This is a genomic window from Pseudomonas sp. FSL W5-0203 (assembly GCF_001896155.1).
Lineage (GTDB): Bacteria > Pseudomonadota > Gammaproteobacteria > Pseudomonadales > Pseudomonadaceae > Aquipseudomonas > Aquipseudomonas paracarnis.
Genome location: NZ_MPOR01000021.1, coordinates 22,520 through 47,167, shown reverse-complemented (window position 1 = coordinate 47,167; position 24,648 = coordinate 22,520). Strand labels below are relative to the sequence as shown.

Here is a 24,648-nt window from a genome sequence, read left to right as displayed (position 1 = left end):
ACGGGGTCAACTTATACTCAAGCATCCGCTAGTGATAACCGCGAGCACCGGCTCGTTGCAGTACCGGTGCGTGGCTTTGCTTGAGGTCTTCACGCAACCCGGTGATCAGGTTGCAAATCGCTCGGCTGCTGTCGAGCTTGTCAGGGTGGATACCTTTGACTTCCAAATCCACCCGATCCCGGTCGCGATCGTCGTAGACCCTGATCGTCAACGAGGCATCTTCGGCTTTGGTGCATTCGCACCGTTTAGGCAGGAAACTTCCTTCAATAATGCTGCGAAGCTCTAGTTCTGAAAGCATGGCTAACCTCTCCTTTTTTGAGACTGCCAACGGTTATATGTATCCGACAGGCACTTGCCTGCCACGTCTTGCCAACCCTGGAAGACGCTTTCAATCAGTAAGCCTACTCGGCAAAAACCGGGGTGGTTGTAACCTTTCCTCATAAGCAAACCGCTTGTTCATATTAAAGAAAACGGCTTGTTTGGCATCCTCGTCGAACTACATCGATTAAACGTTTAACCCGCAGCGTGGGGACCGGCGTTTAGGTGGGAATCCTTTTTTCGGCAACCTATCGCAGCCCATCAACCCATCACCGTTCAGCCGAAGAAGGTTTGCGATCGACATACGAACCATATACGATTCGTATATCAATTAAACACAGTGAACCTTATGGGCATCGTCAAGATCACCGATCAGCTGCACGAACAACTGCGCCTGGCCAGCGCCGCCATGGACCGCTCCATCAACGCCCAAGCCGAGTTCTGGATCAAGATCGGCCTGCTCGCCGAACTCAACCCGCACCTGCCCTACAACGAGCTGATCAACAAGCTGTTGCTGGACAAACCCGACCTGATCCGGGGGCGCAGTTGATGATCAAGACTCCCGCACAGTTGGCCGTGATGCGTGAAGCCGGGCGTCTGTTGGCGCAAGTCTTCGACATGCTCGACGGCTTCGTCGCCGCCGGCCGCTCTACCCTGGAGCTGGACAGCGCCGTCGAAGCCTTCATCCGCAATGACCTCAAGGCCCGCCCTGCCAGCCTGGGGCAGTACGACTACCCCTTCTGCATCAACACCTCGATCAACGAAGTGGTGTGCCACGGCATGCCCAGCGCCAAGCAAATACTCAAGGACGGCGACATCATCAACATCGACATCACCCTGGAAAAAGGCGGCTTCATTGCCGACGCCAGCAAGATGTACATGATCGGCAACGTGACGCCCAAGGCCAGGCGCCTGGTGGACATGACCTTCGAGGCGATGTGGGCCGGCATCCGCCAGGTCAAGCCGGGCGCGCGCCTGGGCGATATCGGCCATGCCATCCAGAGCCACGCGCAAGCCAACGGCTACAGCGTGGTGCGCGAATACTGCGGCCACGGCATTGGCCGGCAAATGCACGAAGAACCGCAAATCCTGCACTTCGGCCGCCCCGGCACCGGCCTCGAACTGCGCGAAGGCATGGTGTTTACCATCGAACCGATGCTTAACCATGGCAGCGCTAAAACTCGCAGCCTGAAAGACGGCTGGACGGTGGTCACCAAGGACAACAGCCTCTCGGCGCAATGGGAACACACCGTGGCGGTGACGGCGGACGGGTTTGAGGTGTTGACCTTGCAAGCCACTCAAACCTTTTACACCCCGTAGGAGCGAGCTTGCTCGCGAAGAGCGCCTAGCCTGCGCGCTAAACCAGGCTAGCCACTTTTTCGTTAACGTTTTTCGCGAGCAAGCTCGCTCCTGCATCTGCCTTGGCCTCAAGCTCGCGCACCAGCGGCAATACACGTTTGCCGAAATACTCTACTTCTTCCTGGAAGTGCAGAAAGCCTGCCAGCACCAAGTCCACACCCACGGCCTTGAGTGCCACGATGCGCTCGGCGATCTGCTGCGGCGTGCCGATCAGGTTGGTCTTGAAGCCATCGTTGTATTGCACCAGGTCCTCAAAGCTGGACTTGGCCCAGTTCCCCTCGCCCTCCGGCGACGCCTTGCCCGCTTGCCTGGCTGCGTCACCAAAGGCGTTGACCGCCTCCGGGTCGGCTTGGTCGATGATCTGCGCCAGCACCGCCCGAGCCTCCTCTTCCGTGTCGCGGGCGATCACAAAGGCGTTCACGCCCACCTTCACCGAATGGTGGTTGGCAGCGGCCTTGGCACGAATATCATCGACCTGGGCCTTGACGCCTTCAGGCGTGTTGCCATTGGTGAAATACCAATCCGACACCCGCGCCGCCATGTCCCGAGCCGCCCGCGAACTGCCGCCCTGGAAGATCTCCGGCTGGCCCAGGGGCTTGGGCTTGAGGGTGTATTGGTTGAAACGATAGAAATCGCCCTTGAAGGTGAAATCGTCCTGGGTCCAGATGCCTTTGAGGGCGCGGATAAACTCTTCGGAACGCCGATAGCGCTCATCATGCTCCAACCAATGCTCGCCAATGGCCTGGAACTCGCCCTTGAACCAACCACTGACGATATTCACCGCGATACGGCCATTGGTCAGTTGGTCGATGGTCGCCAATTGCTTGGCCGCCAACGCCGGTTGCCACGGCCCGGGCAGGATCGCCGCGATGACCTTGAGGGTGGTAGTCGCCGCGAGTAACGCATGGCTGAACGCCACGGACTCATGCTGGTTCTCGGCACCGTAACCTGCGGTGAAGCGAATCTGGGTCAAGCCATACTCAAAACCCGCCGCCTCCGCCAGTTGCGCCAGCTTGCGGTTGTACTCGATGCCCCAGTGGGTGCGTTGTTCAATCTTGCTGACGACCAACCCACCGCTGACGTTGGGTACCCAATAGGCAAATTTCACGGCTTGCTGACTCATCGGACGGTACCTCGCACAGGGGATGTACCAGTGCTTAGGCAGCAAGCGTGCCAGGGGCAGGCAAATGCCCGTAGCCTGGGGGTTGCGGAAAAAAAGGGGGATTGAAGCGATGGCTTGCCAGTGTCTGGGATCGCAGCAGTTTGTGGATCTGCTGTTGCTGGAGCAACAGTTGCGACCAACACCAAGCGTACCCACGATGCGAAGCGAGTAGCTCTTGATCTTGATATGCTTTTGATCTTGATCTTAGGCGCCCCGTTAAACCACGCTGGCCCGAATCGACAGGGATGGATATGTACTCGGTATAACGGTGTCGACTGTGAGGCCGCCTTCGCAGGCAAGCCAGCTCCCACAATTTGATGGCGGGGCGTCAGGTAGGTAGTCGTCGGCTGTGAGGCCGCCTTCGCAGGCAAGCCGGCTCCCACATTTGGAGCGTGGGGTGTCAGGCCACGTGCTCAGAACGCCAACTTATAACCCACCGCCATCAACATCACCGCCAGGCACGGCCGCAGTACCCCGTCGGGAATCCTGCCGGTCATATGGCTGCCCATGTAGATCCCCGGCAGCGACCCCATCAGCAAAAAGCCCAGCAGATGCCAGTCCATGTTCCCCATGCTGGCATGGCCCAGGCCCGCCACCAATGTCAGGGGCACGGCATGGGCGATCTCGGTGCCAACCAGGCGCCGCGTGGCCAGGAACGGGTACAGGATAAACAGCGCCACCGTGCCCAGAGCGCCGGCGCCGATCGAGGTCAGGGCCACCATGGTGCCAAGGATCGCACCTGTCACAACAGTGAGCGCATTCAGATTGCGCGGGCGCAGATGGTAGGAATCGCCAGCATGACGCTGGGCAAACGCCAACAGGCTTTTCTTGAACAGGATCGCCAGGGCCGTCAGCAGCAATACCACGCCAAGGGCCTGCTTGATCACCGCGTTCATCGCACTGGGGTCGGCGTGCAAGCTGGCCAGGAACCATAACGTCAGCAACACTGCCGGCACGCTGCCCAGGGTGAGCCAGCCAGTGATGGTCCAATCGATGTTCTTGTTCTTGCTGTGCACCAGCACGCCACCGGACTTGGTAATGGCAGCGTACAGCAGGTCGGTGCCCACCGCGGTGGCCGGGTTGATGCCAAACCACAGCAGGATCGGGGTCATCAGCGAACCGCCGCCCACCCCCGTCATGCCCACGATAAAACCCACGATCAAGCCGGCAACCACGAAACCAATATTACCTACATCCATCCCAGCTACCCGCGGCCTTATAAATTTCTGGCCGCAGGATAGCGATTTTTCTTATAACCACTTATACCGATGCGATCTGAGTTTATGCCTTTTTGGAAACTCCATTTTTTTTGCACAAAACTGCATCCAATGGGCGGGCCTGGGCCGTAGTCATCAACGTAACCCTGCTGTTCTACCCAATGGAGAAACACCATGAACGCTAAAACACTGCTGTGCCTGTCCAGCTTGCTCCTCGCCGCACCGTCGGCGTTTGCCCAGGCGGGCCTGCCGGACAGCATCAAGGTGCCCGATGGCCACAAGGTAGCGATGCACACCACCGGGGTCGGCGAAATCACCTATGAATGCCGCGACAAGGCCAACGCTGCCGGCCAGACCGAGTGGACCTTCGTCGGCCCTAAAGCCGTGTTGAACGACCGTAATGGCCAGCAGGTCGGCACCTACTTCGGCCCACCCGCCACGTGGCAGGCCAAGGACGGCTCGACCATCACCGGCACGCAATTGGCCGTGGCGCCGTCGAGCCCCGGCAACCTGCCCTATCAACTGGTCAAGGCCAATCCAGCCGAGGGCAAAGGTGCAATGAGTGGCGTGGTGTATATCCAGCGGGTTGCGCTCAAAGGCGGGGTCGCTCCGGCTGCGCCCTGCACCACGGCGAACAAAGGCGCCAAGGAAATGGTGAAATACCAGGCGGACTACCTCTTCTGGGCCGCCAACTGAGCAAACTCAGCTACGCTGGCCAGGTAGGCGCGAGCAACCTCGCGCCTACCACGCGTAGACGTCTCCTCAGTGGCAGGAATTCTGGTTTGGCTGAACTCATCTTTGATTATCAAGTGTGCCTGTTAGCCTGCGCCCGCGGCGATCATCGCGCCCTGCACCAGCTCTATGAGCAGGACAGCAGCCGCTTGCTCGGTGTGGCGCTGCGCATTACCCGCAACAAGGCACTGGCCGAGGACATCGTGCATGACGCCTTTATCAAGATCTGGCACGGCGCACACAGTTTCGACCCCCTGCGAGGCTCCGCACGGGGTTGGGTGTTCAGCGTGACCCGCCACCTGGCCCTGGACGTGGTACGCAGCGCCGGGCGTGACGTGCCATTGGACGATCAGTACGAGCCGCTGGCAGAGCCGGCCCAGTCCATCGAGTTTGCCGCACGCTCCGGGCAGATCCACCAGTGCCTGGAACGGCTCGACCCGACGCGTCGCACCTGCATTCTGCACGCGTATGTGGACGGTTACTCCCACAGCGAAATCGCGCAAAAACTCAGTACCCCGCTGGGCACGGTCAAAGCCTGGATCAAACGCAGCCTCGCCGCCTTGCGCGAGTGCATGGCATGAACGACAGCCTGGATGAACTGGCCAGTGAATACGTGCTGGGGACCCTGCCCGCCGAACAGCGCGCTGAGGTACAACAACGCCTGGCCCATGATGCGGCACTGCGCGCAGCGGTGGATGCCTGGGAGCAGCGTCTGTTGCCTCTGGTGGCGCTGGCGCAACCGGTGCCGCCTTCGGCACAGCTGTGGCGGCGCATTGAACGCCGCATCAAAATCGCCGAAACGGGCGTGGCGTGGTGGAACCTGCTGGCGTTCTGGCGCGGGCTTTCTGCCGTCGGCCTGATGGCAAGCGTGGTGCTGGCGGCTTTATTACTGACGCGCCCGCCCATGACCGCACCCAGCTTCGTGGTGGTGCTGATGGCGCCACAAAGCCAGGCACCGGGCTGGGTGGTGCAGGCCAGTGATAATCGGCAGATCCAGTTGATCCCATTGGGGGTGATGGAGATTCCCGCAGACAAAGCCCTGGAGTTCTGGACCAAGGCCGATGGCTGGCAGGGTCCCGTATCCCTGGGCCTGGTCAAGCCTGGGCAGACCTTGTCGGTGCCCCTGGACAAGCTGCCGCCGCTGGCGCCGAACCAGTTGTTTGAACTGACGCTGGAAGGGCCCAATGGCTCGCCTACCGGCAAACCCACCGGGCCGATTCACGGGATCGGCCGAGCAGTCAAAGTACTTTGATCACGAAAGGTTAGGCAGCCACACACGAAACCGCGCTCCCCCCAGGGGCGACGCCAAGGCCGTCAAGGTGCCGCCCTGGGCCTCCAGGGCGCGCCGGCTGATCGCCAGGCCCAGGCCAAAGCCGCCGGTTGCGCGGTCGCGGCTGCGGTCGAGGCGGTAGAACGGCTCGAAGATGCGCTCGCGCTGGTCAGCCGGTATGCCGATGCCATCGTCGTCCACCCAGATTTCACAGCCTTTGGGGCATACGCGCACGCCCACCTGGATGCGCTTGTCGCAGTAGCGCGTCGCATTGCGCAGCAGGTTCTGCAAGGCTCGGGCAGTCAGACGCGGGTCGAGGCTGAAGCGCTCGACGGCACAATCAAGCGCCACATCGATGACGATCTCGGGGTTTTCCAACTCATCGTCGACGCTGCCCAACACGCTGTCGATAAACTCGTCGAGCGCTACCTCTACCCGCTCGGGCAATTGCGCCGGGTTTTGCAGGCGGCTGTAAGACAGCAATTCCAGCACCAATTCATCCAACTCCCGAATATGCGCCACCAGGCTTTGCAGACGCTCGCGGCTGGCCAGGGGTAAGTCTTCGGAAAGCGCCAGGGCCAGCCCGAAATCCAGGCGGGTAAGCGGCGTGCGCAGTTCATGGGAGACAGCATTGAGCAAGTCGCGCTGCTGGTTCAAGAGATGCTCGATATCGTCGGCCATGGTGTCGAACACCGCCGCCAGGCCGCCGATGCTGGAGCTGGGTGCAAGCCCCGTACGGGCCTCCAAGTGGCCCTTACCCAATAGCGCGGCGGTACTTTTCAGACGTTCCAGGTCACGCCAGTGCGGACGTAGCCACACCAGCAGGCACGCCAACAAGGCGGCGCCGACCAGCACGTTCATCGACCAGTACAGCAGGTTCATGTCCAACGGGTCTGGCGGTACGGTCAGCTTGACCGCGAACTGCTGGTTGATCGGCGAACTGATTTCCTCCATCCAGCCCCACTCGCCCAGGCGGATCACCGGTTTGCCTTGCTCCAGTAACTGTTCTTCCTCAGGGGTGTAGCGGGCGTCCTGGCGCAGCAACAGTTGCACTTTCAACGGTGCAAAATCGCGGCTCAACTGGTCGGTCACCTGGGACCAGCGCTCCACCGGTGCGCGCTGGTACTGCTTGACCATGAGTTTTTGCAGGCCGCGGGACTGTTCGATGTTGTAGTTCATGTAGCGGTGTTCGAACAGCTGGATCACCAGCTTGGGAATCAGGTAAATCGCCGCACTGTAGGTGACGATGGTGATCAGGTAGAGGCGCAGCAGTACGCGAAACATGGTTCAGCATTCCCACTCGGAACGGCTGAACAGATACCCCTTGCCCCACACCGTCTTGATCTTGCGCGCCTCGCCCGCATGGTCGTCGAACTTGCGCCGCAGCTTGGAGATGGCCACGTCCACCGAACGGTCGGTACCGTTGAACTCGATACCGCGCAGGCGTTGCAGGATCTGATCGCGGCTGAGCACTTCGCCGGCATGCCGGGCCAGCACCACCAACAGGTTGTATTCTCCGCTGGACAGCTCCACCGCCTGTTCGCGCCAGGTCACGGTGCGCTCGGACAAGTCGATGCACAGGTTGCCCATGACGATCTGGTCGCTGGCCACCTGGGGTTCGGACAGGCTGCTGCGCCGCAGCAATGTGCGCACCCGGGCCAGCAATACGCGCGGCTCGCAGGGTTTGGTCACGTAGTCGTCGGCGCCCATCTCAAGGCCCAGAACCTGGTCGTGGCTGTCATCGCGGGCGGTCAGCATCAGGATCGGCAGGCCCGCAGAATCGGCGCGCAGCAAGCGGCACACCTGCAGGCCGTCGAGGCCCGGCAGCATCAGGTCGAGGATCACAAGGTCCGGCGGGTTCAGGCGTGCACGTTCGCGTACATGATCGCCACGGCTGAGCACGCTGACGTGGTAGCCATTGCGTTCCAGGTAGCTGGCAATCAGCTCGGAGAGTGCGGCGTCGTCTTCCACCAGGAGGATGTTGGGCATGGTGTTTCCAAATAATGCTGTTTGTTGGTGTGTTGCAGGATTGTGCAAGGATATACGCCCCCGACGCCACGTGCGCCGTACCTTACACTTCTTCACAGACCCGCTACACAGCTTCACAGCACCACGGCGCAGGTGCCTCTAGGATGCGCCAGTCAATATTGGGATAAGAGCATGTCGAAGAATCTATTTGCGCCGTTTTGCCTGTTGGCCCTCACACTGGCGCTGAGCGCGTGTGGTCAGTCGGCAGACGAGACGCCACAAATGCCCCTGGCCAAAGTGCGGATCGAAACCCTGCAGGCCAAGCCCCTTTCTATTACCAGCGAACTGAGCGGGCGCATCGCCGCACCGCGTATCGCCGAGGTACGCGCCCGGGTCGCCGGGGTGGTGATGCAGCGGGTGTTTAAAGAAGGCCACGACGTCAAGCAAGGCGACGTATTGTTCCGTATTGACCCGGCGCCGTTCAAGGCCGACCTGGACAGTGCCCTGGCCAACCTGAGCAAGGCCGAGGCCAATGCGTTCCAGGCGCGCCTGCAAGAACAGCGCTACAGCCAATTGGTCGAAGGCAACGCCATCAGCGGCCAGGAGTACGACAACGCCCGCGCCGCCCTGCGCCAGACCAACGCCGAAGTGGCCGCCAACAAGGCCGCCGTCGAGCGTGCCCGGCTGAACCTGGGCTATGCCACCGTGACCGCACCGATTTCCGGGCGCATTGGTCGCGCCCTGGTGACCGAAGGCGCGCTGGTCGGCCAGAACGAAGCCACGCCGCTGGCGATTATCCAGCAACTGGACCCGATCCACGCCGACCTCACTCAGTCCACCCGTGAGCTGAACGACCTGCGCCGCGCCTTTCGTGCCGGCAGCTTGAAGCAGGTCGGCCAGGACCAGGCCAAGGCCACCTTGATCCAGGACGACGGTAGCCTGTACCCCTTGCCGGGTAAATTGCTCTTCGCCGATATCAGCGTCGATCCGGGCACCGGGCAGATCATCCTGCGCAGCGAGTTCCCCAACCCGGACCTCGACCTGTTGCCCGGCAGCTTTGTGCGGGTGCGCGTGGAACAGGCCGTCGACAAGCAAGGCCTCAGCGTGCCGCAACGCGCCATCACCCGTGACAGCGCCGGTATCCCGATGGTGTTGCTGCTGGACGCCGAGCAGACCGTCAGCCAGCAGCCGGTGGAGTTGGGTGCAGTGGTCGACAATCGCTGGATCGTCACCAGTGGCCTCAAACCCGGCGACCGCATCATCGTCGAGGGCGTGCAACACGCACGCCCCGGTGAAAAAGTTGAAGTGGACGACAGCCCGCTCGTAAAGGAATAACCCGTCATGCCGCAGTTCTTTATTGACCGCCCGATCTTCGCCTGGGTGGTGGCCCTGTTTATCCTGCTGGCGGGCTTCCTGGCGATCCCGCAATTGCCGGTGGCGCAGTACCCCAACGTCGCGCCACCCAAGGTGGAAATCTACGCGGTGTACCCCGGCGCCTCGGCCCAGACCCTGGATGAGAGCGTGGTCAGCCTGATCGAGCAAGAGCTCAACGGCGCCGATCACCTGCTGTATTTCGAATCCCAGAGCAGCCTGGGCTCGGCGACCATTACCGCCACGTTCCAGCCGGGCACCGACCCGGAAATGGCCCAGGTGGATGTGCAGAACCGCCTCAAGGTGGTCGAGCCGCGCCTGCCCCAGGCCGTGACTCAGCAAGGCTTGCAAGTGGAAAAAGTCTCCGCTGGCTTCCTGCTGCTGGTCACATTGACCTCCAATGACGGCAAGCTCGATGACGTCGCGCTCAGTGATTACCTGGCGCGCAACGTGATGAACGAGCTCAAGCGCCTGGACGGCGTCGGCAAGGCCCAGTTGTATGGCGCCGAACGCGCGATGCGTATCTGGATCGACCCGCAGAAGCTGATCGGTTTCAACCTCACGCCGGCCGACGTCAACGCCGCGATCAGCGCCCAGAACGCCCAGGTCTCAGCGGGCAGCATCGGTGACTTGCCGGGCACCCACACCCAGGAGATCACCGCGGCGGTGCTGGTCAAGGGGCAACTGTCCACCCCGGCCGAATTCGCTGACATCGTGCTCAAGGCCAGCCCCGACGGCTCCACCGTGCGCATCGGCGATGTGGCACGGGTGGAGGTCGGCAGCCAGGAATACCAGTTTTCCACGCGCCTGAACGGCAAGCCGTCTACCGCCGTCAGCGTGCAACTGTCGCCCGGCGCTAATGCATTGAGTACCGCAACGCTGGTGCGGGCGAAAATGGACGAGTTGTCACGCTACTTCCCTGCCAATGTGGAATACAAGATTCCCTACGACACCTCGCCCTTTGTCAAAGTCTCGATCACCAAGGTGGTCTACACCTTGCTGGAGGCGATGGCGCTGGTGTTCGCGGTGATGTTTCTGTTCCTGCAGAACGTGCGCTACACCTTGATTCCCACGCTGGTAGTGCCAATTGCGCTGATGGGCACCTTCGCCACCATGTTGCTGCTGGGCTTCTCGATCAACGTATTGACGATGTTCGGCATGGTGCTGGCCATCGGTATCCTGGTGGACGATGCCATCGTGGTGGTGGAAAACGTCGAGCGCATCATGGCCACCGAGGGCCTGTCGCCCAAGGAAGCGACGAAGAAAGCCATGGGCCAAATCACCGGAGCCATCATCGGTATCACCCTGGTGCTGGTGGCGGTGTTTCTGCCGATGGCCTTCATGCCGGGTTCGGTGGGGGTGATCTACCAGCAGTTCTCGCTGTCGATGGCCACCTCGATTCTGTTCTCGGCGTTCCTGGCCCTGACCTTGACCCCGGCGCTGTGCGCCACGCTGCTCAAGCCGATTGCCAATGGCGAACACCATGCCAAGGTTGGTTTCTTCGGCTGGTTCAACCAGCGCTTTGAGCACCTCACCAACCGTTATGAAGGTTGGGTGGCCTATGCCCTCAAGCGCAGCGGCCGCTATTTGCTGATCTACCTGGTCTTGCTGGTGGGCATGGGGCTGTTGTTCAGCCGTTTGCCCTCCTCGTTCCTGCCGGTGGAAGACCAGGGCTACACCATCACCGATATCCAGTTGCCACCGGGCGCCAGCAAGAACCGTACGGTGCAGGTGGCCGAACAGATCGAGGCGCATAACGCCGGCGAGCCTGGGGTGGGTGATACCACCATGATCATGGGCTTCAGTTTCTCCGGTTCCGGGCAGAACGCGGCGCTGGCGTTTACCACGCTCAAGGATTGGTCAGAGCGTGGCAGTGATGACTCCGCTTCCTCGATTGCCGATCGCGCCAACATGGCCTTCAGCGAACTCAAGGACGCGATTGCCTACGCGGTTCTGCCGCCGCCGGTAGACGGCCTGGGCACTTCCAGCGGTTTTGAGTTCCGTTTGCAGGACCGTGGTGGCGTTGGCCATGCGGGGTTGATGGCTGCGCGTACTGAACTGCTGGACGCTGCAGCGAAAAGCCCGATCCTGGCCAACGTGCGTGAAAGCGCCCTGGCCGAAGCACCGCAAGTGCAGCTGGAAGTGGACCGCAAGCAGGCCAACGCCTTGGGCGTTTCGTTTGCCGACGTGGGCAACGTGCTGTCCTCCGCGATTGGTTCGGCGTATATCAACGACTTCCCCAACCAGGGCCGCATGCAGCGCGTGGTGGTACAGGCCGAAGGCGACCAGCGCAGCCAGGTGGCCGACCTGATGAAGATCCACGTGCGCAACAACGCTGGGAAAATGGTGCCGCTGTCAGCCTTTGTCGAAGCCAAGTGGACCCAGGGCCCAACGCAGTTGACCCGTTACAACGGCTACCCGGCCATCGCCATCAGCGGCGAAGCGGCGCCGGGGCACAGCACGGGCGAGGCCATGAACGAAATCCAGCGCCTGGTCAGCCAGTTGCCTGCCGGGCTGGGCCAGGAATGGACGGGCTTGTCGTTGCAGGAGCGCTTGTCCGGCTCCCAGGCACCGTTGCTGTTGGGCCTGTCGCTGCTGATCGTGTTCCTGTGCCTGGCCGCGCTGTATGAAAGCTGGTCGATCCCCACCTCGGTGTTGCTGGTGGTGCCGCTTGGGGTGCTGGGCGCGGTGTTAGCCGTGTCGCTACGCGGGATGCCTAACGATGTGTTCTTCAAGGTCGGCCTGATCACCATCATCGGCCTGTCGGCGAAGAACGCGATCCTGATCATCGAGTTCGCCAAGGACCTGTATGACCAGGGCGAGGATTTGATCGACGCCACCTTGAAGGCGGCGCGGTTGCGCCTGCGACCGATCATCATGACCTCGATGGCGTTTATCCTCGGCGTGGTGCCATTGGCAATTGCCACCGGGGCCAGTTCGGCCAGCCAGCAGGCGATTGGTACCGGTGTGATTGGCGGGATGATCACAGCGACATTGGCGGTGGTGTTTGTGCCGGTGTTCTTCGTGGTGGTGATGAAGCTGGTGCGCAAGCGCCATAAAGCAAACTGATCAACGCCGCAGCCAAATGTGGGAGCTGGCTTGCCAACTCCCACAGGGTTATTGATTGCATTCATGATCAGGTACACCCGAATAAGCTATGGTGCTCACACATAGTTCTTTGTGAGCCACCATGCCCTTCCTCGCCCGCACCCACCCTCGCCTCTCATCCGCCGCCTTACTCGGCCTTGCCGTCGGCCTCCTGGTGCCGGCCGACACCCTCGCCAGTAAAATCCTGATCGGCTGGAACGCCGGGGTCTGGACCTACCTGATACTGATGCTGTGGCTGACCATTCGCGCCAAGGCCGAGGACGTCAAGCGCATCGCCGAAATCGAAGACGAGAACGCCGGCCTGGTGCTGTTCATGGTATGTATCGCCGCCATCGCCAGCTTGGCGACCATTACGTTCGAACTGGTCGGCAGCAAGGACCTGGCCACCTCCGAGCGCCTGCTGCACTACGGTTTCACCGGGCTGACGGTGATCGGCTCCTGGCTATTGATCGGGGTGATTTTCAGCGTGCACTACGCCAGGCTCTATTACACCTGGCCAGGCAAGGAGCCCGCCTTGCGTTTTGCCGAAGGCTTGCTCACGCCCAACTACTGGGATTTCCTGTACTTTTCCTTCACCATCGGCGTAGCGGTACAAACCTCGGATGTGGGCGTCGCCACCCGTAGCCTGCGCAAGGTGGTACTGGGGCAGTCGTTGATCGGTTTTTTGTTCAACACCGCCATTCTGGGCTTTTCGATCAACATCGCCGCCGGGTTGTTTGGCTAGACTGCACAAACCTTCTAGACGCCCACTGAGGCGTCGCCGCTAATAACCCTTCACTTTCCGCCTCGGTGTTGTATGCCTGCGCACAATTGGATCGACTTGTCCCAGGACGCCGACACCGGCATCGAGACCCTGCGCGCGCATTTCGAAGGCCATGCGTATGACCCCCATTGGCACGACAGCTACCTGGTGGGCGTCACCGAACAAGGCGTACAGCAATTCAACTGTCGGCGCATGCGCCATGACAGCGTGCCGGGGCAGGTATTCCTGCTGGAGCCAGGGGAGCTCCACGACGGCAATGCTCCGACGGTCGACGGCTTCACTTACCGCATGCTCTACCTCGACCCGCAGTGGCTGGAACGGGAAATCGCCAGTGTCTTCGAGGAAGCACCCGCCCATCATCAGCTGAGTTTCGCCCGCACCTTGGCCAGCGATCCACGCCTGGCCCTGGCCACCAGCCAGGCGTTTGAGAGTTTGCACCACGGCGAACTGCGGATCGTGCGGCAAAGCGCTCTGGATCAGTTATTGGAACGCCTCACAGGCCAGCTTTACTGGCGCATGCGCTACCGCGATGACCCGCGCTTGCCGCAGGTGGCGCACAAGGCGCGGGAATACCTGCACGCCCATCTGCATCAGGACGTCGGCATGGATGAACTCGCCCTGACCTGCGGCGTCGACCGCTTTCGCCTGAGCCGCGCGTTCAAGAGTGCCTTCGGCCTGCCGCCCCACGCTTATCTGGTGCAACTGCGCCTGGCCCGTGCCCGGTATCTATTGGCCAAGGGCGATCAACCGGCAGACGTGGCGATGGCCCTGGGTTTCGCCGATCAAAGTCATTTGGGCCGCTGGTTCATGCGGGCTTATGGGCTGACACCGGCCGCGTACCGCAAGCGCTGCACAAATCTTCCAGACCGGTAACGCCCGGGCTTGTGAAGATGGTCGCTCTAAATGAGCCCGCCGGAGTCACCCGCCATGCTGTCCACCTTCGTGCCTTTCATGCTGTTCGCCTTTGTCGCCTCCATCACCCCCGGCCCGACCAATATCCTGGTGCTCAGCAACAGCGCCCGTTACGGTTTCAAGGCTGCGCTGCCAATCATCATTGGGGCTTGCGTGGGGGCATCGGGGATTGTGCTGCTGGTGGGTTGCGGTGTGGGTCAGTCATTGGTGCAACTGCCCAACGTGCAAACGGCGATGCAGTGGGCCGGTGTGGCTTGGCTGAGTTACCTGGCCTGGCAGATCTTCAGGGCGCCAGCCCAGGCCATCAATGCCGATGACACGCAAAAACCCTTGGGCCTGTTGGGCGCCGCGGCCCTGCAATTGATCAACCCCAAAACCTGGATGATGGCACTGGCGGTGGTCAGTGTGTTCGCTGGCCAGGGTGGGCAGCGCCAGGTGGTGTACCTGTCCCTGATGTTTTTCCTGATCGCCTTGCCCTGCCTCGGCGCCTGGGCTTTATTGGGTGCCGGGTCTAGCCGCCTGTTGCGCTCCCCCAGGACCGTAGGCGCATTCAACCGAGTCATGGCCTTGCTGCTGTTGGGCTCAGCCTGGCTGAGTGTGCTGATCTGAAGGCGAAAAAAAGGGGAAGCCTAAGCCTCCCCTGTTCGGGTGGATGGATGAATTAAAAGTCGTAACGCACGCCGAAGTTGACACCCCATGGCTGGTCGACGGTTTTACCACGTGTATGCTCGAGGTCCGCATGCAGCTTGACGTTCTGAGTCACCGACATCGCCACACCACCGGCCATTTCAATGCGCGAACCGAATACATCGTTGTTGAAGCGCTCGCCGTTTACCGTGACCTTATTGTTGTGGTTGAACTCATGGGCCAACGCAGTACGCAAGTACGGTTGCAACACACCACCGCTGTCCAACTGGATATTCTTGCCCACCGTGACGCCAGCCTTGCCCACGACCGAGGCCGAACGGTCACCTTTGGCGTGCAGGCCATTGTCCAGGTCATAACTCTGGGCCTGGGTGATCGCAGCGTTGAGTTGTCCGTAGGGTTCTACGAAGTAGCCGTCATCCAGTTTGATATGCCGACCGACTTCCACCGAAGCCCCCACGGCGTTCTGGGTGTAGTTGCCCTTGGCTTTTTTGCCGTCGCTCATGCTCACGTTGACTTCGTTGTGCAAGCGGTTGAGCTTGACCACACCGTCGAAATACAGGCCGCTCTCGTCATCGAGCCACGTGGCATAACCGCCCAGGTAGTAGCTGTCGACTGTACCGCCACCGGAGCGGTTGAGGTCGATATCGGAGGTGCTGTGACCGGCCATCACACCGGCCACCCACTGCCCATCGCCGCCGTACAGCGGTGTGTCGATACCCAAGGTAAAGCCGCGCTGGTTCTGCGTGTAGCCGCCACCATCCTGATTGCCGCTGACCTCGTACTTGTTGCCGTAGCCGCGCATCCAGAAACCTTCGTTGTTGCCCTGGCTGAAGCGCAGCTCACCCATGCGGGTACGCAACAAAGTCATCTCGCCGTACAACACTGTGGGCGAGGTGTTGAACAACGCCATCACCGCTTTGGTGCTGTTGCTGGTGCCGCGCCGGTTAGGGTCCAGGTACCAATCGGTGTCTTCCTGCTTGAGCCCGTAACTGTAGGCACCTGCGTCAACCGTTCCGCCGACCAGGGCGAACTGTGCATCACCGCCCTCGGTGCTCACCACGCGAATCGGCTCGGCCGTGGCCAACTCCGACCCCGTGGCCGCCAGCAACAGGCTGTGGTTACCTTCGGCGATGCCATTAACGGCGAGCAAGTCGGTCTGGCCGCTGCCAAAGTCGGTATGCATCACGAACGTGCCTTCGCCCGACAGGCTGTCGACATCCAACCGGTAGAACTCATCAGGCCCACCAAAATGCACGCTGCCGCCCGCCATTTTCAGGTCACCGACTTCGCTGTCACCCACCAGCGCCCAGTGGGAGGCGTTGTTCACGCTTAACTCAGCTACGTTTTTCAACTGGCCGGTCAACCACGAGCCGTTGTTGAGCTGCAACTTCGCGGTGCTGCCCTCCTCGACCACGACGTCACCGAACAAGGTACTGCCGTCGACATTCATGTTGGCGAAGGAGCCACCGGTGACTTCGAGGATATTGCCGTTGCCGCCCTTGAGGGTCGCACCGTTGCGCACATCTATAGTTGCATTAGCCGGTGTACCCGCCTTCGAGCTTTCGACCAGAATGGCTGCGCCCGCTTTTCCTTCCACGTATGAGCCATCAAGGATCAATGCAGCTGGCACGTCGGGGCTGCGGTCCATATCCAGCCGCACGCCATTGAGCTCACCGGTGATGGAGCTATCGATCGCAATGGCTTGACCGAACAGATACAGACCCACGCCATTTTCGCCAGTGCCTGCAACGTCGGTTTGGTAGAGGGCCAACGCGCTGTTACCACCCACACTGACGCCACGCGTGGTGCCGGTGATGCTGCTGTTGAATACAGAGGCAATTGCCCCCTCGTCACTGCCGATCGGACGAGAAACGACCAGGCCAACGCCATTGCTGTGGGTAAGTGTGCTGTTCTTGAGCGACAGCGTCCCGCCACTCATGAACACTGCTGCCGGCTGTGTCGCCCGCGCAGTGATCTCGGCGCCATCAATATTCACGTTCGAATTGAATGCCGTGATGTCTTGAGTTTTGCTGCCCGGATTAACGGTCAAGTTGGCAGACTGGGCACGGATTTGTTTGGTAGTGGCCCCTTCCACGGTGAGACCCGAGCCGGGCCTGAGCTCGAAACTGTCAGGTGGAGGGCCTGGCCGAACTGTTTCATTCGGGCCCGTAACCACGCGGGCTTCGGCCACACTTGACATAAGAACTGCTAATGAAACCGCGTTGGCCTTCAAGGCAAAACTCAACGGCTTGAGCTTAAAATTAAACATTGACGACATCGAAAAACCCTCTGGGTTTGGCATTCCTATTGAAGAAATTGGCCGGTACCTAAGAGCGTGGAACCCTGCCAATCAAGCGGTGCCAAAGTTATCCAGAGTTGTTCCCTATTTATGTAGGATTAATCTTAATACCCCCGAATCAATCTCGATGCGCACGGTGAGAACAAATAAGTTGTCCCTCTATGAACCCTGGGAGCAGCGTGGCTGCTCCCAGGCTGTTTTCGCAACCACGTCAAATCGCTGCGGGTACCGGCGTGTCGTCGCAGTAGGTGGGGGAGGAGCCGGTTTTGACCGAGCGTGCCCGATGCAAAGCGTCGCTCGATGTTAAAGGCCCTGTTGGCAGTTGGATGGTGTAGTTGATCCTTGCTGCCCCCTGGAGCCGTAGGCCTACGTGTGTATGAATCGTCTTCATGAGGGTGGAGAAAGGCGCGTCTAGGGTCACCAAAAACCCCTGCGCGATCATGGAGGCGGTCAACGGAGGGGAGTCTTTGAACCCTACGGATGCAAACACTGGGTTCGTGCCATCATTATCACTGTAGCCTTGCCAGTTCACCCGGACCACCATGGTCGGCTCAAACAAGTCCGACGGAGGAATACGAACAGTGATACGTCCGTCCATATTCAAAGGCCTGAAGGTAGTACAGTTGATCACGCCTGGAGCACCGCCAATTAAATCCAGGTCCTGGACCTCGGGCATGACAAGGGCCTGGACATTGGCCTGTACGTCCACCGAGGTCACCTCAGACTGCTGCCGATTCGTACCGAGGCCCGCGTCGATTGTGTAATGCACCTGTTTCATAGGCGGTGCATTACCGTGCTTGGCGATCAGCGCCCACGGAATCTGCAGCGGCGGGGTGACCGGGGCGCCGGCAACCCCGCCCGTTATCTGGCGAGTGGCGGCGAGTTCACCCTCGTACCACAGCCGGATGAAAAAATCCTCGGCGTCAGGGGTTGGGGCCTCATCCCACAACGTGATATGGGCATTGGCGGGCCGATTGGCGTGCTCCGGCAATAGCTCGTTGTCAGCGCCCTCCATGCCAGCGGCATTTACCCCCTTGATCACCACCGGATCCAGGTCGGTATTCGTGAGTTCCGGAGGATCGGTAGGAGTCGGCCCGACCACGTGCAAATTCAAATTGATGATCGTCGACGGCGCAGCAGGATACGTGACGGATCGACGGCGGATGACGTAAGTGACCGTCAACAGCTCGTCACCTGTCAACGCGCCATAGAGAATTTGCAAAATATGAAGTGGAACAACAATGGGCACTGGAAAGCTCGTACCGTTGCCCAATGCCGTACCCTCGATGGTTTCGGTACGGACGCTGGTCGACAGTATGACGTCAAAGACATCACCATCATTGCCCCGCTGCGGATGGTCATAAGCGGGAATTCTTACAATCATTCCCAGGTCAATGGAGGCGTCAATCCGGTCGAAGCGGTTATCTCCCGGAAACGCCCTGCCGATCAAGGGCTGCTTCAGATTAGCCGGTGCAGGTAGCAAGGCCACATCCAACCGCAAGGAGGAGGAAAGCTGGCTGGGATTGCCCGCGGCGTCCAGTAACTGATATCGAAGCGTGTTAAACGCGTCCGGTCCAGCCGAAACAACACCCTTGGGCAACGGGAACCTAAGGTCCGTCACCGGCCAATCCACCTCGGTAGAGGGAGGATCAGGAGCATATGGGGTATCGGAACCGCCGTAGAACGCCCTCAGCCTGTCACCCGGCGCACGCCCGTGGAGAACATAATCTGGAATTGAAAAAAACAACCGATCATTGGGAGCAGCTGGAAAATCGGCCTCGTCAATGGGCAGTGTCAAGCCTGCCGGTAGGGTAGGCGCTGGCGGAAGACTCGGAGATGATGCGTACGGTGCATCAGTATCGACAATCAAACGCATCTCGGTCGATTCGCTCAAGTTATCCGCACGTCTGATATACACCTCGTACTTGATATCCCAGTGACCTGGCGGACGCCTGCCTCGGGCGATATTTGCAGTTGCATAGGCTTGTGGCAGTGTTGCATCGAAATTAAAAGTGAACGTTAGGAACGGTTCTCCATACTCCGCATCATCTACCGGCTTTATAAACACTCTCACGATATCCTGATCGCCACCACTGTCGCTGTAGTCTTGCCATCGTGGCATTCGCAGTTCCAAATATTCGGACAACGCCTGTTCCCGAGAAAGCAATCCTGGAAAACCTGGAACAAAATCAACTTCTGGCGGATACAACTGTGAGAAAACAACTGTCGACGGGCTAACAGCAGAGTTTAATCTGGCAAAATAATCACGCGTTTTTTTATTCATCATCGTTCTCCATTAGTGACAATATGGGCGACGAACAACTGCGAAAAATATTCGTTTAACCCTATTCGTTTAGTACAGCCATTTGCCGGCTAGAAGCACCTGTGCCCGCCGCTCATTTCAGACGCCCTGCACCGATGTCATCAACTTTTCTTTATCAGGGTGGGCACGCCGTCACTTGAACACTGAATAATGTCGCCTGCCTGGCAGTAACCACCTGCGGGATAAGCCAGGTCAACTCTGAAGCGCCGCAGGATGGATTCGCCGATTTTGCGCCCACCACGCCACACCTCATACCACGCGACAGCAGTACTCTCCTGGCGCAGCGAATACACCACTGGATCGAAAGGCGTCACTGTAAAGTCCAACCCATTGACCAAGTCCGCCGGCGTATCAAATGTCTTGCCTTGAGTAAATCGACTGTCCTCCACCACGGGGTCATCCCAGCCGTTATTGTTATAGCCATGGGTAAAAAATCGAACTTCATCGTTCAAATCAAAATCGCCATGAGCGACAACTTTCCAACTCACGCCGGCGAATATCTCTGGGGATGAGCAACAGGTGAGAAACGTACCCGTGCTACCCACCAGCGTGTGCTGAATAATCGGAGTAGGAAAGCTGAGCAGCGGCCCGGTATGAACATCGACTTCAGTATGTCGGGACTGTTGCTGGTTAATCCCATTATCGGTGGTGTAATGCACAGGCAACGAAGCGTTAATAGTGCCCTCCATCACCGCCCATGGAATAACACTGGAGAATACTAATTGGCCGGCGACTTCCCCGACTTGAACTGTCTTGGTAGCCACAGGCCCTATACCATTCCAAAAGAATCTCAATACCTGGCCTGGCTGTGGGTCGTCATAGAGAAACACCCGGGCACGGGCGCCTACATCCTTGTCGCGAAGGTCAACCAGATTGGCCTCATCTGACACCAGGCCACGTACTTCAGCCAACGGTAGATCGGGGTTTAGCAGTGCGGGCGCACCCGCATGGTCTTGCCCGGCAACCGTGAAATCCTGGCTGATACGACGCCGGTATGACGGGTAGATCGTCAGACCGCGGATGATTTCGTAACGTATCCGGATCTCTTCTGCCACCAGGACTGGGGATGGCCCCCGCATAGTGGCCCAGGGAACCGGTACCTGTGTTACGACGCCGTCGAACACCGGCACATCTGCGAGCGGCCGCTCGTCCCAAAAAGCCCGGGCGTGATCTCCGGCGGCCCAATTGATATAGGGGTCAATCAGCAGCACCACCGCGGCCCGGGCGTCGTCGCGCTTGATGATATTGTCATCGTAGGCCGGCGGCATGATAGTGGGTGCAGGCAGCGGTACATCTGGACCTGCTATCAGATCGAGTGAAAACGGTAAACCGGCACTACGCGTACTGAAATTCCCGGCCTCGTCGAACACTTGATAAAAGATATAGGCTGGGCCGTTATTCAGGCGACGAAACGCAGCCGCTGGCAACTCACAGACCAGAGGGTCTGAAACATCTACCAGTACATAGTCGCCGTCCGGCGCAGCAGCAGCTGGGTTCGGACTATTGGATAGCACCATTTCGATACGATCATTTCGCTCACGCCCCCGATAAGGCGGAATATTGAAGCGCACCGGGTCATTGCTCGCCAAATAGGCTTCATCAACACCTGTGACGGGTGGATTCACGAAGCTGAGTTGGTCATCAGGCCGGAGCAATTCCGGGGATTCCAAATCAATGGTCAACGTGACCTTTGGATCAAGCTCGCTGCGTTGTCCCTCGGAATCGATCACGCGATAAAACAGTTTCACAGTGCCTGAACGCTCTCTGAGCATGGCTAATGGCACGTGCATTGGCACAAACGCAGGCAGAGGTGGAGGTGGGGCATCGATAAGCTTCAGATCAGCCTGCCTTTCAATACCGTCTCGCTCCCAGAGAAGTTGCACCCGGTGGGGTGTATCCAATGGTTCAGGCGCCGGGAGCCACATAGGTATCCTGACCAACAGAGGCGCAAGAGTCAGTGAGACCGGTACGAGACCGTTTGGGTCAAGAGGATCGACACCTGGGATGTCCATCGGGTCTAGCGCAAGTACACCGCCACTGGTCGCTTCAGGAAGGTGACTCACTTTTGAGATGGACATGTTCTTTCCTCTTTTAATTTTAACGGCGGGTTCACAGAACCGTCCTCCCCCGTCAAGTTATGGAAAAGTAAACGCCAAACCGTCCTTTCTGGGTACTGTCAGATCTAACAGGTTGCGAGTGCCATTCGTCAGTTGTCTCGAGCTTGCCGCGTCTGAATGTCGAAGATTAACTTGACGGTTTCTTATACTTGGTGTTTTCTGAAACCGGTTTCAGCGTCTCTCCCAACTCCAATAAGAAAGGCTTTAGCGTGACTCCATTCTCCGCCGCCCAGCGCAGCCGCGTGACCATGCAGGACGTCGCCCAGCGCGCCGGAGTATCCAAAGCCAGCGTGTCGCGCTTTATCGGCGATGACCGCGCCCTGCTCTCCGATGCCATCGCCCTGCGCATCGAACAGGCCATCGACGAACTCGGTTATCGCCCCAACCAGATGGCCCGCGGCCTCAAACGTGGACGCACGCGCCTGATCGGTATGCTGGTGGCTGATATCCGCAACCCTTATTCCATCGCGGTGATGCACGGCGTCGAAACCGCCTGCCGCCAGCACGGCTACAGCCTGGTGGTGTGCAACACCGACCGCGATGACGAGCAGGAGCGCCAACATCTGGCCGCGCTGCGCTCGTACAACATCGAAGGCTTGATCGTGAACACCCTGGGCCATCACCTCGACCAACTGCTCGAACTGCAACGGGAAATGCCCCTGGTGCTGGTGGACCGCAAGGTCGAACCGCTGCACAGCGACCTGGTCGGCCTGGATAACCCAGCGGCGGTGCGCATGGCGGTGGAACACCTGGAGCAACAGGGTTACCGCGACGTGTTGCTGGTAAGCGAGACCACCGATGGCACCAGTTCACGTTTGGAGCGTCTGGAGAGTTTCAACACCGAGATTGCCAAGCGCCCGGCGCTGAAAGGTGCCGTAGTTGAACTGGACGGTGAACTGGAAAACCGTCTGCAAGCCTTTCTCGCCAAACCCGGCCCCAAGGCATTGTTTTGCGCCAACGGCGTGGCAGCACTGGCCTGCACCCGTGCACTCAAGGCCCTGGGTTGCGAGCTGTTCGGCGACGTGGGCTTGATCGCCCTGGATGACCTGGACTGGTACCCGCTGGTAGGTAGCGGCATCACCGCCCTCGCCCAACCGACGCAAGCAATTGGCGCCAGCGCCTTTGACTGTTTGCTCAAGCGCCTGCGCGGCGATACCGCCCCCACGCGCACCCTGGATTTTTTACCGGAGCTGATTATCCGTGGCTCGACACACTCCCCTGTGGGAGCGGGCTTGCTCGCGAACGCGATAGATCAGCCACTCTTGCGCTGACTGACACACCGCCTTCGCGAGCAAGCCCGCTCCCACATTTTGTTTTGCGTATAAAAATGAAACCGGTTTCAGAGGTAAACAACAATGCATAAATACCCCGTCTCCATCAGCCTTTCCAGCTACGGCGCCGACCTGGTTCGCCAGCAGGGCCAATTGAGTTTTGTCGCGCTGCTGAGCGCCGCTGGTGCCCAGCGCATTGAATGGCGCGAAGAATTGCTCACCACCGAGCAACCGGCCGAGCTGGCCCTGGCCGCTGCAGAACAAGGCCTGGAATCAGTATTTTCCTCGCCCTTGGAGCTGTGGGTCGCCGGCCGTGCCCAGCCCAATGCCGAGCTGGCCGCCACGCTGGACCGCGCCCAGGCCTTTGGCTCGGGCTGGCTGAAGGTCTCGCTCGGTTACTTCACCGACACAAACGACCTGGAAAGCCTGCACGCCCTGCTCAACCGCCACCCGGTCAAGCTGCTGGTGGAAAACGACCAGACCCTGCACGGTGGGCGCATTGAACCGATGCAACGGTTTTTCACTGAAGTCGAACGTCTCGGCCTGCCGGTGAAAATGACCTTCGACATCGGCAACTGGCAGTGGCAAGACCAATCCGCGCTCACCGCCGCGCGGTTGCTGGGTCGGCATGTGGATTACCTGCACTGCAAGGCCGTGGCCCGCCGCGCCGATGGCAGGCTCGTCGCCTTGCCGCCGGGCGCCACCGACGTGCATCTGTGGGAACAACTGCTCAAACACATGACTCAAGGTATTACCCGCGCGGTGGAATTTCCGTTGCAGGGCGATGACCTGATCGAGGTTACCGCACAACAGGTCGCGACCCTGGCCCGCCTTGGCCAACCCCATGTGGAGAACGCCCATGTCTGAGATCGATATCCTCTCGTTTGGCGAAACCATGGCGATGTTTGTCGCCGAACAGACCGGCGACCTGGCCCAGGTCGGGCAGTTTCACAAACGCATTGCCGGCGCCGACAGCAACGTCGCCATCGGCCTGTCGCGCCTGGGGTTCAACGTGGCCTGGCTGAGCCGCGTGGGCAACGATTCCCTCGGACGTTTTGTGGTCGATACCCTGACCAAAGAGGGGCTCGATTGCCGCCATGTGGCCGTCGACCCGCTGCACCCTACCGGCTTTCAACTCAAATCCCGGGAAGAGGCCGGCGCAGATCCTCAAGTGGAGTACTTTCGCAGAGGCTCGGCGGCCAGCCACTTGTCCATCGAGGCCATCCACCCAACGCTGCTGCAAGCCCGCCATCTACACGCCACCGGCATTCCACCAGCACTGTCCGATGCCACTCGCGCACTGTCGTTCGAGCTGATGGCGCAAATGCGCAAGGCCGGGCGCAGTGTGTCGTTCGACCCGAACCTGCGCCCGTCCCTGTGGGCCAGCCAGGCGCAGATGATCCGCGAGATCAATGCGCTTGCCGCTTTGGCCGACTGGGTCCTGCCGGGCCTGGGCGAAGGTCGCCTGCTCACTGGTTTCGACGACCCGCAAGACATCGCCGCGTTCTATCTCGACCAGGGCGCCGAAGCCGTGGCGATCAAACTCGGCTCGGAGGGCGCCTATTACCGCACTCATATGGACCAGGGTTTTGTCGCCGCCGTACCGGTAGCCAAGGTGGTGGATACCGTGGGTGCCGGCGATGGCTTTGCCGTGGGCATGATCAGCGCCCTGCTGGAAAACTCAAGCTTCCCCGAGGCGGTCCAGCGCGCTAACTGGATCGGCAGCCGTGCCGTGCAGAGCCGCGGCGATATGGAAGGTTTGCCCAGCCGCGCAGAATTACCCACCCGATCCGTTGCGTAACCCATTACC

At 59.9% G+C, this 24,648-nt stretch carries 21 protein-coding genes; 13 read left to right on the top strand and 8 right to left on the bottom strand.

The genetic code is table 11. The annotated features are described in order from the left end of the window. Positions 1 to 28: 28 nt before the first annotated feature. Positions 29 to 298, bottom strand: a complete 270-nt coding sequence (locus BOP96_RS18525) for a DUF1652 domain-containing protein (protein WP_014718706.1) — start codon at positions 296 to 298, stop codon at positions 29 to 31. 369 nt (positions 299 to 667) lie between these two features. On the opposite strand from BOP96_RS18525, the gene BOP96_RS18520 reads away from it, so the two are divergent. Together BOP96_RS18520 and map are read left to right on the top strand one after the other, a co-directional pair. After that, positions 668 to 868: a ParD-like family protein gene (locus BOP96_RS18520; protein WP_003190946.1), complete on the top strand. Its 201-nt coding sequence runs from the start codon at positions 668 to 670 to the stop codon at positions 866 to 868. Then, a complete protein-coding gene (gene map / locus BOP96_RS18515) occupies positions 868 to 1,638 on the top strand; it encodes a type I methionyl aminopeptidase (RefSeq protein ID WP_019816859.1) in 771 nt (256 codons plus the stop codon). The genes BOP96_RS18520 and map overlap by 1 nt, the downstream gene beginning before the upstream one ends. A gap of 37 nt (positions 1,639 to 1,675) precedes the next feature. Here the strand turns inward: map and sfnG are convergent, their stop codons facing one another. Further along, entirely contained in the window at positions 1,676 to 2,800 is a 1,125-nt protein-coding gene (gene sfnG / locus BOP96_RS18510) for a dimethylsulfone monooxygenase SfnG (protein WP_019816858.1), read from the bottom strand. 452 nt (positions 2,801 to 3,252) lie between these two features. Further along, the gene (locus tag BOP96_RS18505; RefSeq protein WP_073453627.1) at positions 3,253 to 4,038 is read right to left on the bottom strand and encodes a sulfite exporter TauE/SafE family protein; all 786 of its coding nucleotides are present in this window, start codon (positions 4,036 to 4,038) and stop codon (positions 3,253 to 3,255) included. 192 nt (positions 4,039 to 4,230) lie between these two features. On the opposite strand from BOP96_RS18505, the gene BOP96_RS18500 reads away from it, so the two are divergent. The 3 genes from BOP96_RS18500 (at position 4,231) to BOP96_RS18490 (ending at position 6,040) form a co-directional block, all read left to right on the top strand. After that, positions 4,231 to 4,752, top strand: a complete 522-nt coding sequence (locus BOP96_RS18500; protein ID WP_014718710.1) for a DUF3455 domain-containing protein — start codon at positions 4,231 to 4,233, stop codon at positions 4,750 to 4,752. Positions 4,753 to 4,838: 86 nt separating this feature from the next. Continuing rightward, positions 4,839 to 5,369: a sigma-70 family RNA polymerase sigma factor gene (locus BOP96_RS18495; protein WP_014718711.1), complete on the top strand. Its 531-nt coding sequence runs from the start codon at positions 4,839 to 4,841 to the stop codon at positions 5,367 to 5,369. Then, a complete protein-coding gene (locus BOP96_RS18490) occupies positions 5,366 to 6,040 on the top strand; it encodes an anti-sigma factor (RefSeq protein ID WP_014718712.1) in 675 nt (224 codons plus the stop codon). The genes BOP96_RS18495 and BOP96_RS18490 overlap by 4 nt, the downstream gene beginning before the upstream one ends. Here the strand turns inward: BOP96_RS18490 and BOP96_RS18485 are convergent, their stop codons facing one another. Together BOP96_RS18485 and BOP96_RS18480 are read right to left on the bottom strand one after the other, a co-directional pair. Next, positions 6,041 to 7,342 carry an ATP-binding protein gene (locus BOP96_RS18485; protein ID WP_019816856.1) on the bottom strand — a complete coding sequence of 434 codons (1,302 nt, stop codon included), beginning with the start codon at positions 7,340 to 7,342 and terminating at the stop codon, positions 6,041 to 6,043. Positions 7,343 to 7,345: 3 nt separating this feature from the next. Continuing rightward, a complete protein-coding gene (locus BOP96_RS18480) occupies positions 7,346 to 8,047 on the bottom strand; it encodes a response regulator transcription factor (RefSeq protein ID WP_003190934.1) in 702 nt (233 codons plus the stop codon). A 171-nt stretch (positions 8,048 to 8,218) separates the two neighbouring features. On the opposite strand from BOP96_RS18480, the gene BOP96_RS18475 reads away from it, so the two are divergent. The 5 genes from BOP96_RS18475 (at position 8,219) to BOP96_RS18455 (ending at position 14,789) form a co-directional block, all read left to right on the top strand. Next, positions 8,219 to 9,361 carry an efflux RND transporter periplasmic adaptor subunit gene (locus BOP96_RS18475; RefSeq protein ID WP_073453625.1) on the top strand — a complete coding sequence of 381 codons (1,143 nt, stop codon included), beginning with the start codon at positions 8,219 to 8,221 and terminating at the stop codon, positions 9,359 to 9,361. A 6-nt stretch (positions 9,362 to 9,367) separates the two neighbouring features. After that, positions 9,368 to 12,466, top strand: coding sequence for an efflux RND transporter permease subunit (locus tag BOP96_RS18470; protein ID WP_073453623.1), 3,099 nt, complete (start codon positions 9,368 to 9,370; stop codon positions 12,464 to 12,466). A 121-nt stretch (positions 12,467 to 12,587) separates the two neighbouring features. Beyond that, a complete protein-coding gene (locus BOP96_RS18465) occupies positions 12,588 to 13,229 on the top strand; it encodes a DUF1345 domain-containing protein (protein ID WP_060767814.1) in 642 nt (213 codons plus the stop codon). 72 nt (positions 13,230 to 13,301) lie between these two features. Beyond that, positions 13,302 to 14,141, top strand: coding sequence for an AraC family transcriptional regulator (locus tag BOP96_RS18460; protein ID WP_014718717.1), 840 nt, complete (start codon positions 13,302 to 13,304; stop codon positions 14,139 to 14,141). Positions 14,142 to 14,195: 54 nt separating this feature from the next. Beyond that, a complete protein-coding gene (locus BOP96_RS18455) occupies positions 14,196 to 14,789 on the top strand; it encodes a LysE family translocator (protein WP_014718718.1) in 594 nt (197 codons plus the stop codon). Between the two features lie 52 nt (positions 14,790 to 14,841). On the opposite strand, the gene BOP96_RS18450 is transcribed toward BOP96_RS18455, so the two are convergent. From BOP96_RS18450 to BOP96_RS18440, 3 genes are all read right to left on the bottom strand, one after another. Then, on the bottom strand, positions 14,842 to 17,106 hold the full coding sequence (locus BOP96_RS18450; RefSeq protein ID WP_073453622.1) for an autotransporter outer membrane beta-barrel domain-containing protein: 2,265 nt from the start codon (positions 17,104 to 17,106) through the stop codon (positions 14,842 to 14,844). 232 nt (positions 17,107 to 17,338) lie between these two features. Next, a complete protein-coding gene (locus BOP96_RS18445) occupies positions 17,339 to 19,414 on the bottom strand; it encodes a hypothetical protein (RefSeq protein WP_073453620.1) in 2,076 nt (691 codons plus the stop codon). Positions 19,415 to 19,551: 137 nt separating this feature from the next. Beyond that, positions 19,552 to 21,528 (bottom strand): hypothetical protein, encoded by a 1,977-nt coding sequence (locus BOP96_RS18440; protein ID WP_073453618.1) that lies wholly within the window; start codon positions 21,526 to 21,528, stop codon positions 19,552 to 19,554. A gap of 248 nt (positions 21,529 to 21,776) precedes the next feature. Between BOP96_RS18440 and BOP96_RS18435 the strand changes: the two genes are divergently transcribed. The 3 genes from BOP96_RS18435 (at position 21,777) to BOP96_RS18425 (ending at position 24,639) form a co-directional block, all read left to right on the top strand. Then, the gene (locus tag BOP96_RS18435) at positions 21,777 to 22,838 is read left to right on the top strand and encodes a LacI family DNA-binding transcriptional regulator (RefSeq protein WP_019816850.1); all 1,062 of its coding nucleotides are present in this window, start codon (positions 21,777 to 21,779) and stop codon (positions 22,836 to 22,838) included. A gap of 84 nt (positions 22,839 to 22,922) precedes the next feature. Further along, positions 22,923 to 23,705 (top strand): sugar phosphate isomerase/epimerase family protein, encoded by a 783-nt coding sequence (locus BOP96_RS18430; protein ID WP_072434070.1) that lies wholly within the window; start codon positions 22,923 to 22,925, stop codon positions 23,703 to 23,705. Beyond that, complete coding sequence (locus BOP96_RS18425) at positions 23,698 to 24,639, top strand: sugar kinase (RefSeq protein WP_073453616.1); 942 nt, start codon at positions 23,698 to 23,700, stop codon at positions 24,637 to 24,639. The genes BOP96_RS18430 and BOP96_RS18425 overlap by 8 nt, the downstream gene beginning before the upstream one ends. Positions 24,640 to 24,648: the final 9 nt, after the last annotated feature.

Coding starts and splice junctions, on each gene's coding strand:
- BOP96_RS18525 (WP_014718706.1), bottom strand. CDS start 298: ATGCTTTCAGAACTAGAGCTTCGCAGCATTATTGAAGGAAGTTTCCTG.
- BOP96_RS18520 (WP_003190946.1), top strand. CDS start 668: ATGGGCATCGTCAAGATCACCGATCAGCTGCACGAACAACTGCGCCTG.
- map (WP_019816859.1), top strand. CDS start 868: ATGATCAAGACTCCCGCACAGTTGGCCGTGATGCGTGAAGCCGGGCGT.
- sfnG (WP_019816858.1), bottom strand. CDS start 2,800: ATGAGTCAGCAAGCCGTGAAATTTGCCTATTGGGTACCCAACGTCAGC.
- BOP96_RS18505 (WP_073453627.1), bottom strand. CDS start 4,038: ATGGATGTAGGTAATATTGGTTTCGTGGTTGCCGGCTTGATCGTGGGT.
- BOP96_RS18500 (WP_014718710.1), top strand. CDS start 4,231: ATGAACGCTAAAACACTGCTGTGCCTGTCCAGCTTGCTCCTCGCCGCA.
- BOP96_RS18490 (WP_014718712.1), top strand. CDS start 5,366: ATGAACGACAGCCTGGATGAACTGGCCAGTGAATACGTGCTGGGGACC.
- BOP96_RS18485 (WP_019816856.1), bottom strand. CDS start 7,342: ATGTTTCGCGTACTGCTGCGCCTCTACCTGATCACCATCGTCACCTAC.
- BOP96_RS18480 (WP_003190934.1), bottom strand. CDS start 8,047: ATGCCCAACATCCTCCTGGTGGAAGACGACGCCGCACTCTCCGAGCTG.
- BOP96_RS18475 (WP_073453625.1), top strand. CDS start 8,219: ATGTCGAAGAATCTATTTGCGCCGTTTTGCCTGTTGGCCCTCACACTG.
- BOP96_RS18470 (WP_073453623.1), top strand. CDS start 9,368: ATGCCGCAGTTCTTTATTGACCGCCCGATCTTCGCCTGGGTGGTGGCC.
- BOP96_RS18465 (WP_060767814.1), top strand. CDS start 12,588: ATGCCCTTCCTCGCCCGCACCCACCCTCGCCTCTCATCCGCCGCCTTA.
- BOP96_RS18460 (WP_014718717.1), top strand. CDS start 13,302: ATGCCTGCGCACAATTGGATCGACTTGTCCCAGGACGCCGACACCGGC.
- BOP96_RS18455 (WP_014718718.1), top strand. CDS start 14,196: ATGCTGTCCACCTTCGTGCCTTTCATGCTGTTCGCCTTTGTCGCCTCC.
- BOP96_RS18450 (WP_073453622.1), bottom strand. CDS start 17,106: ATGTCGTCAATGTTTAATTTTAAGCTCAAGCCGTTGAGTTTTGCCTTG.
- BOP96_RS18445 (WP_073453620.1), bottom strand. CDS start 19,414: ATGATGAATAAAAAAACGCGTGATTATTTTGCCAGATTAAACTCTGCT.
- BOP96_RS18440 (WP_073453618.1), bottom strand. CDS start 21,528: ATGTCCATCTCAAAAGTGAGTCACCTTCCTGAAGCGACCAGTGGCGGT.
- BOP96_RS18430 (WP_072434070.1), top strand. CDS start 22,923: ATGCATAAATACCCCGTCTCCATCAGCCTTTCCAGCTACGGCGCCGAC.
- BOP96_RS18425 (WP_073453616.1), top strand. CDS start 23,698: ATGTCTGAGATCGATATCCTCTCGTTTGGCGAAACCATGGCGATGTTT.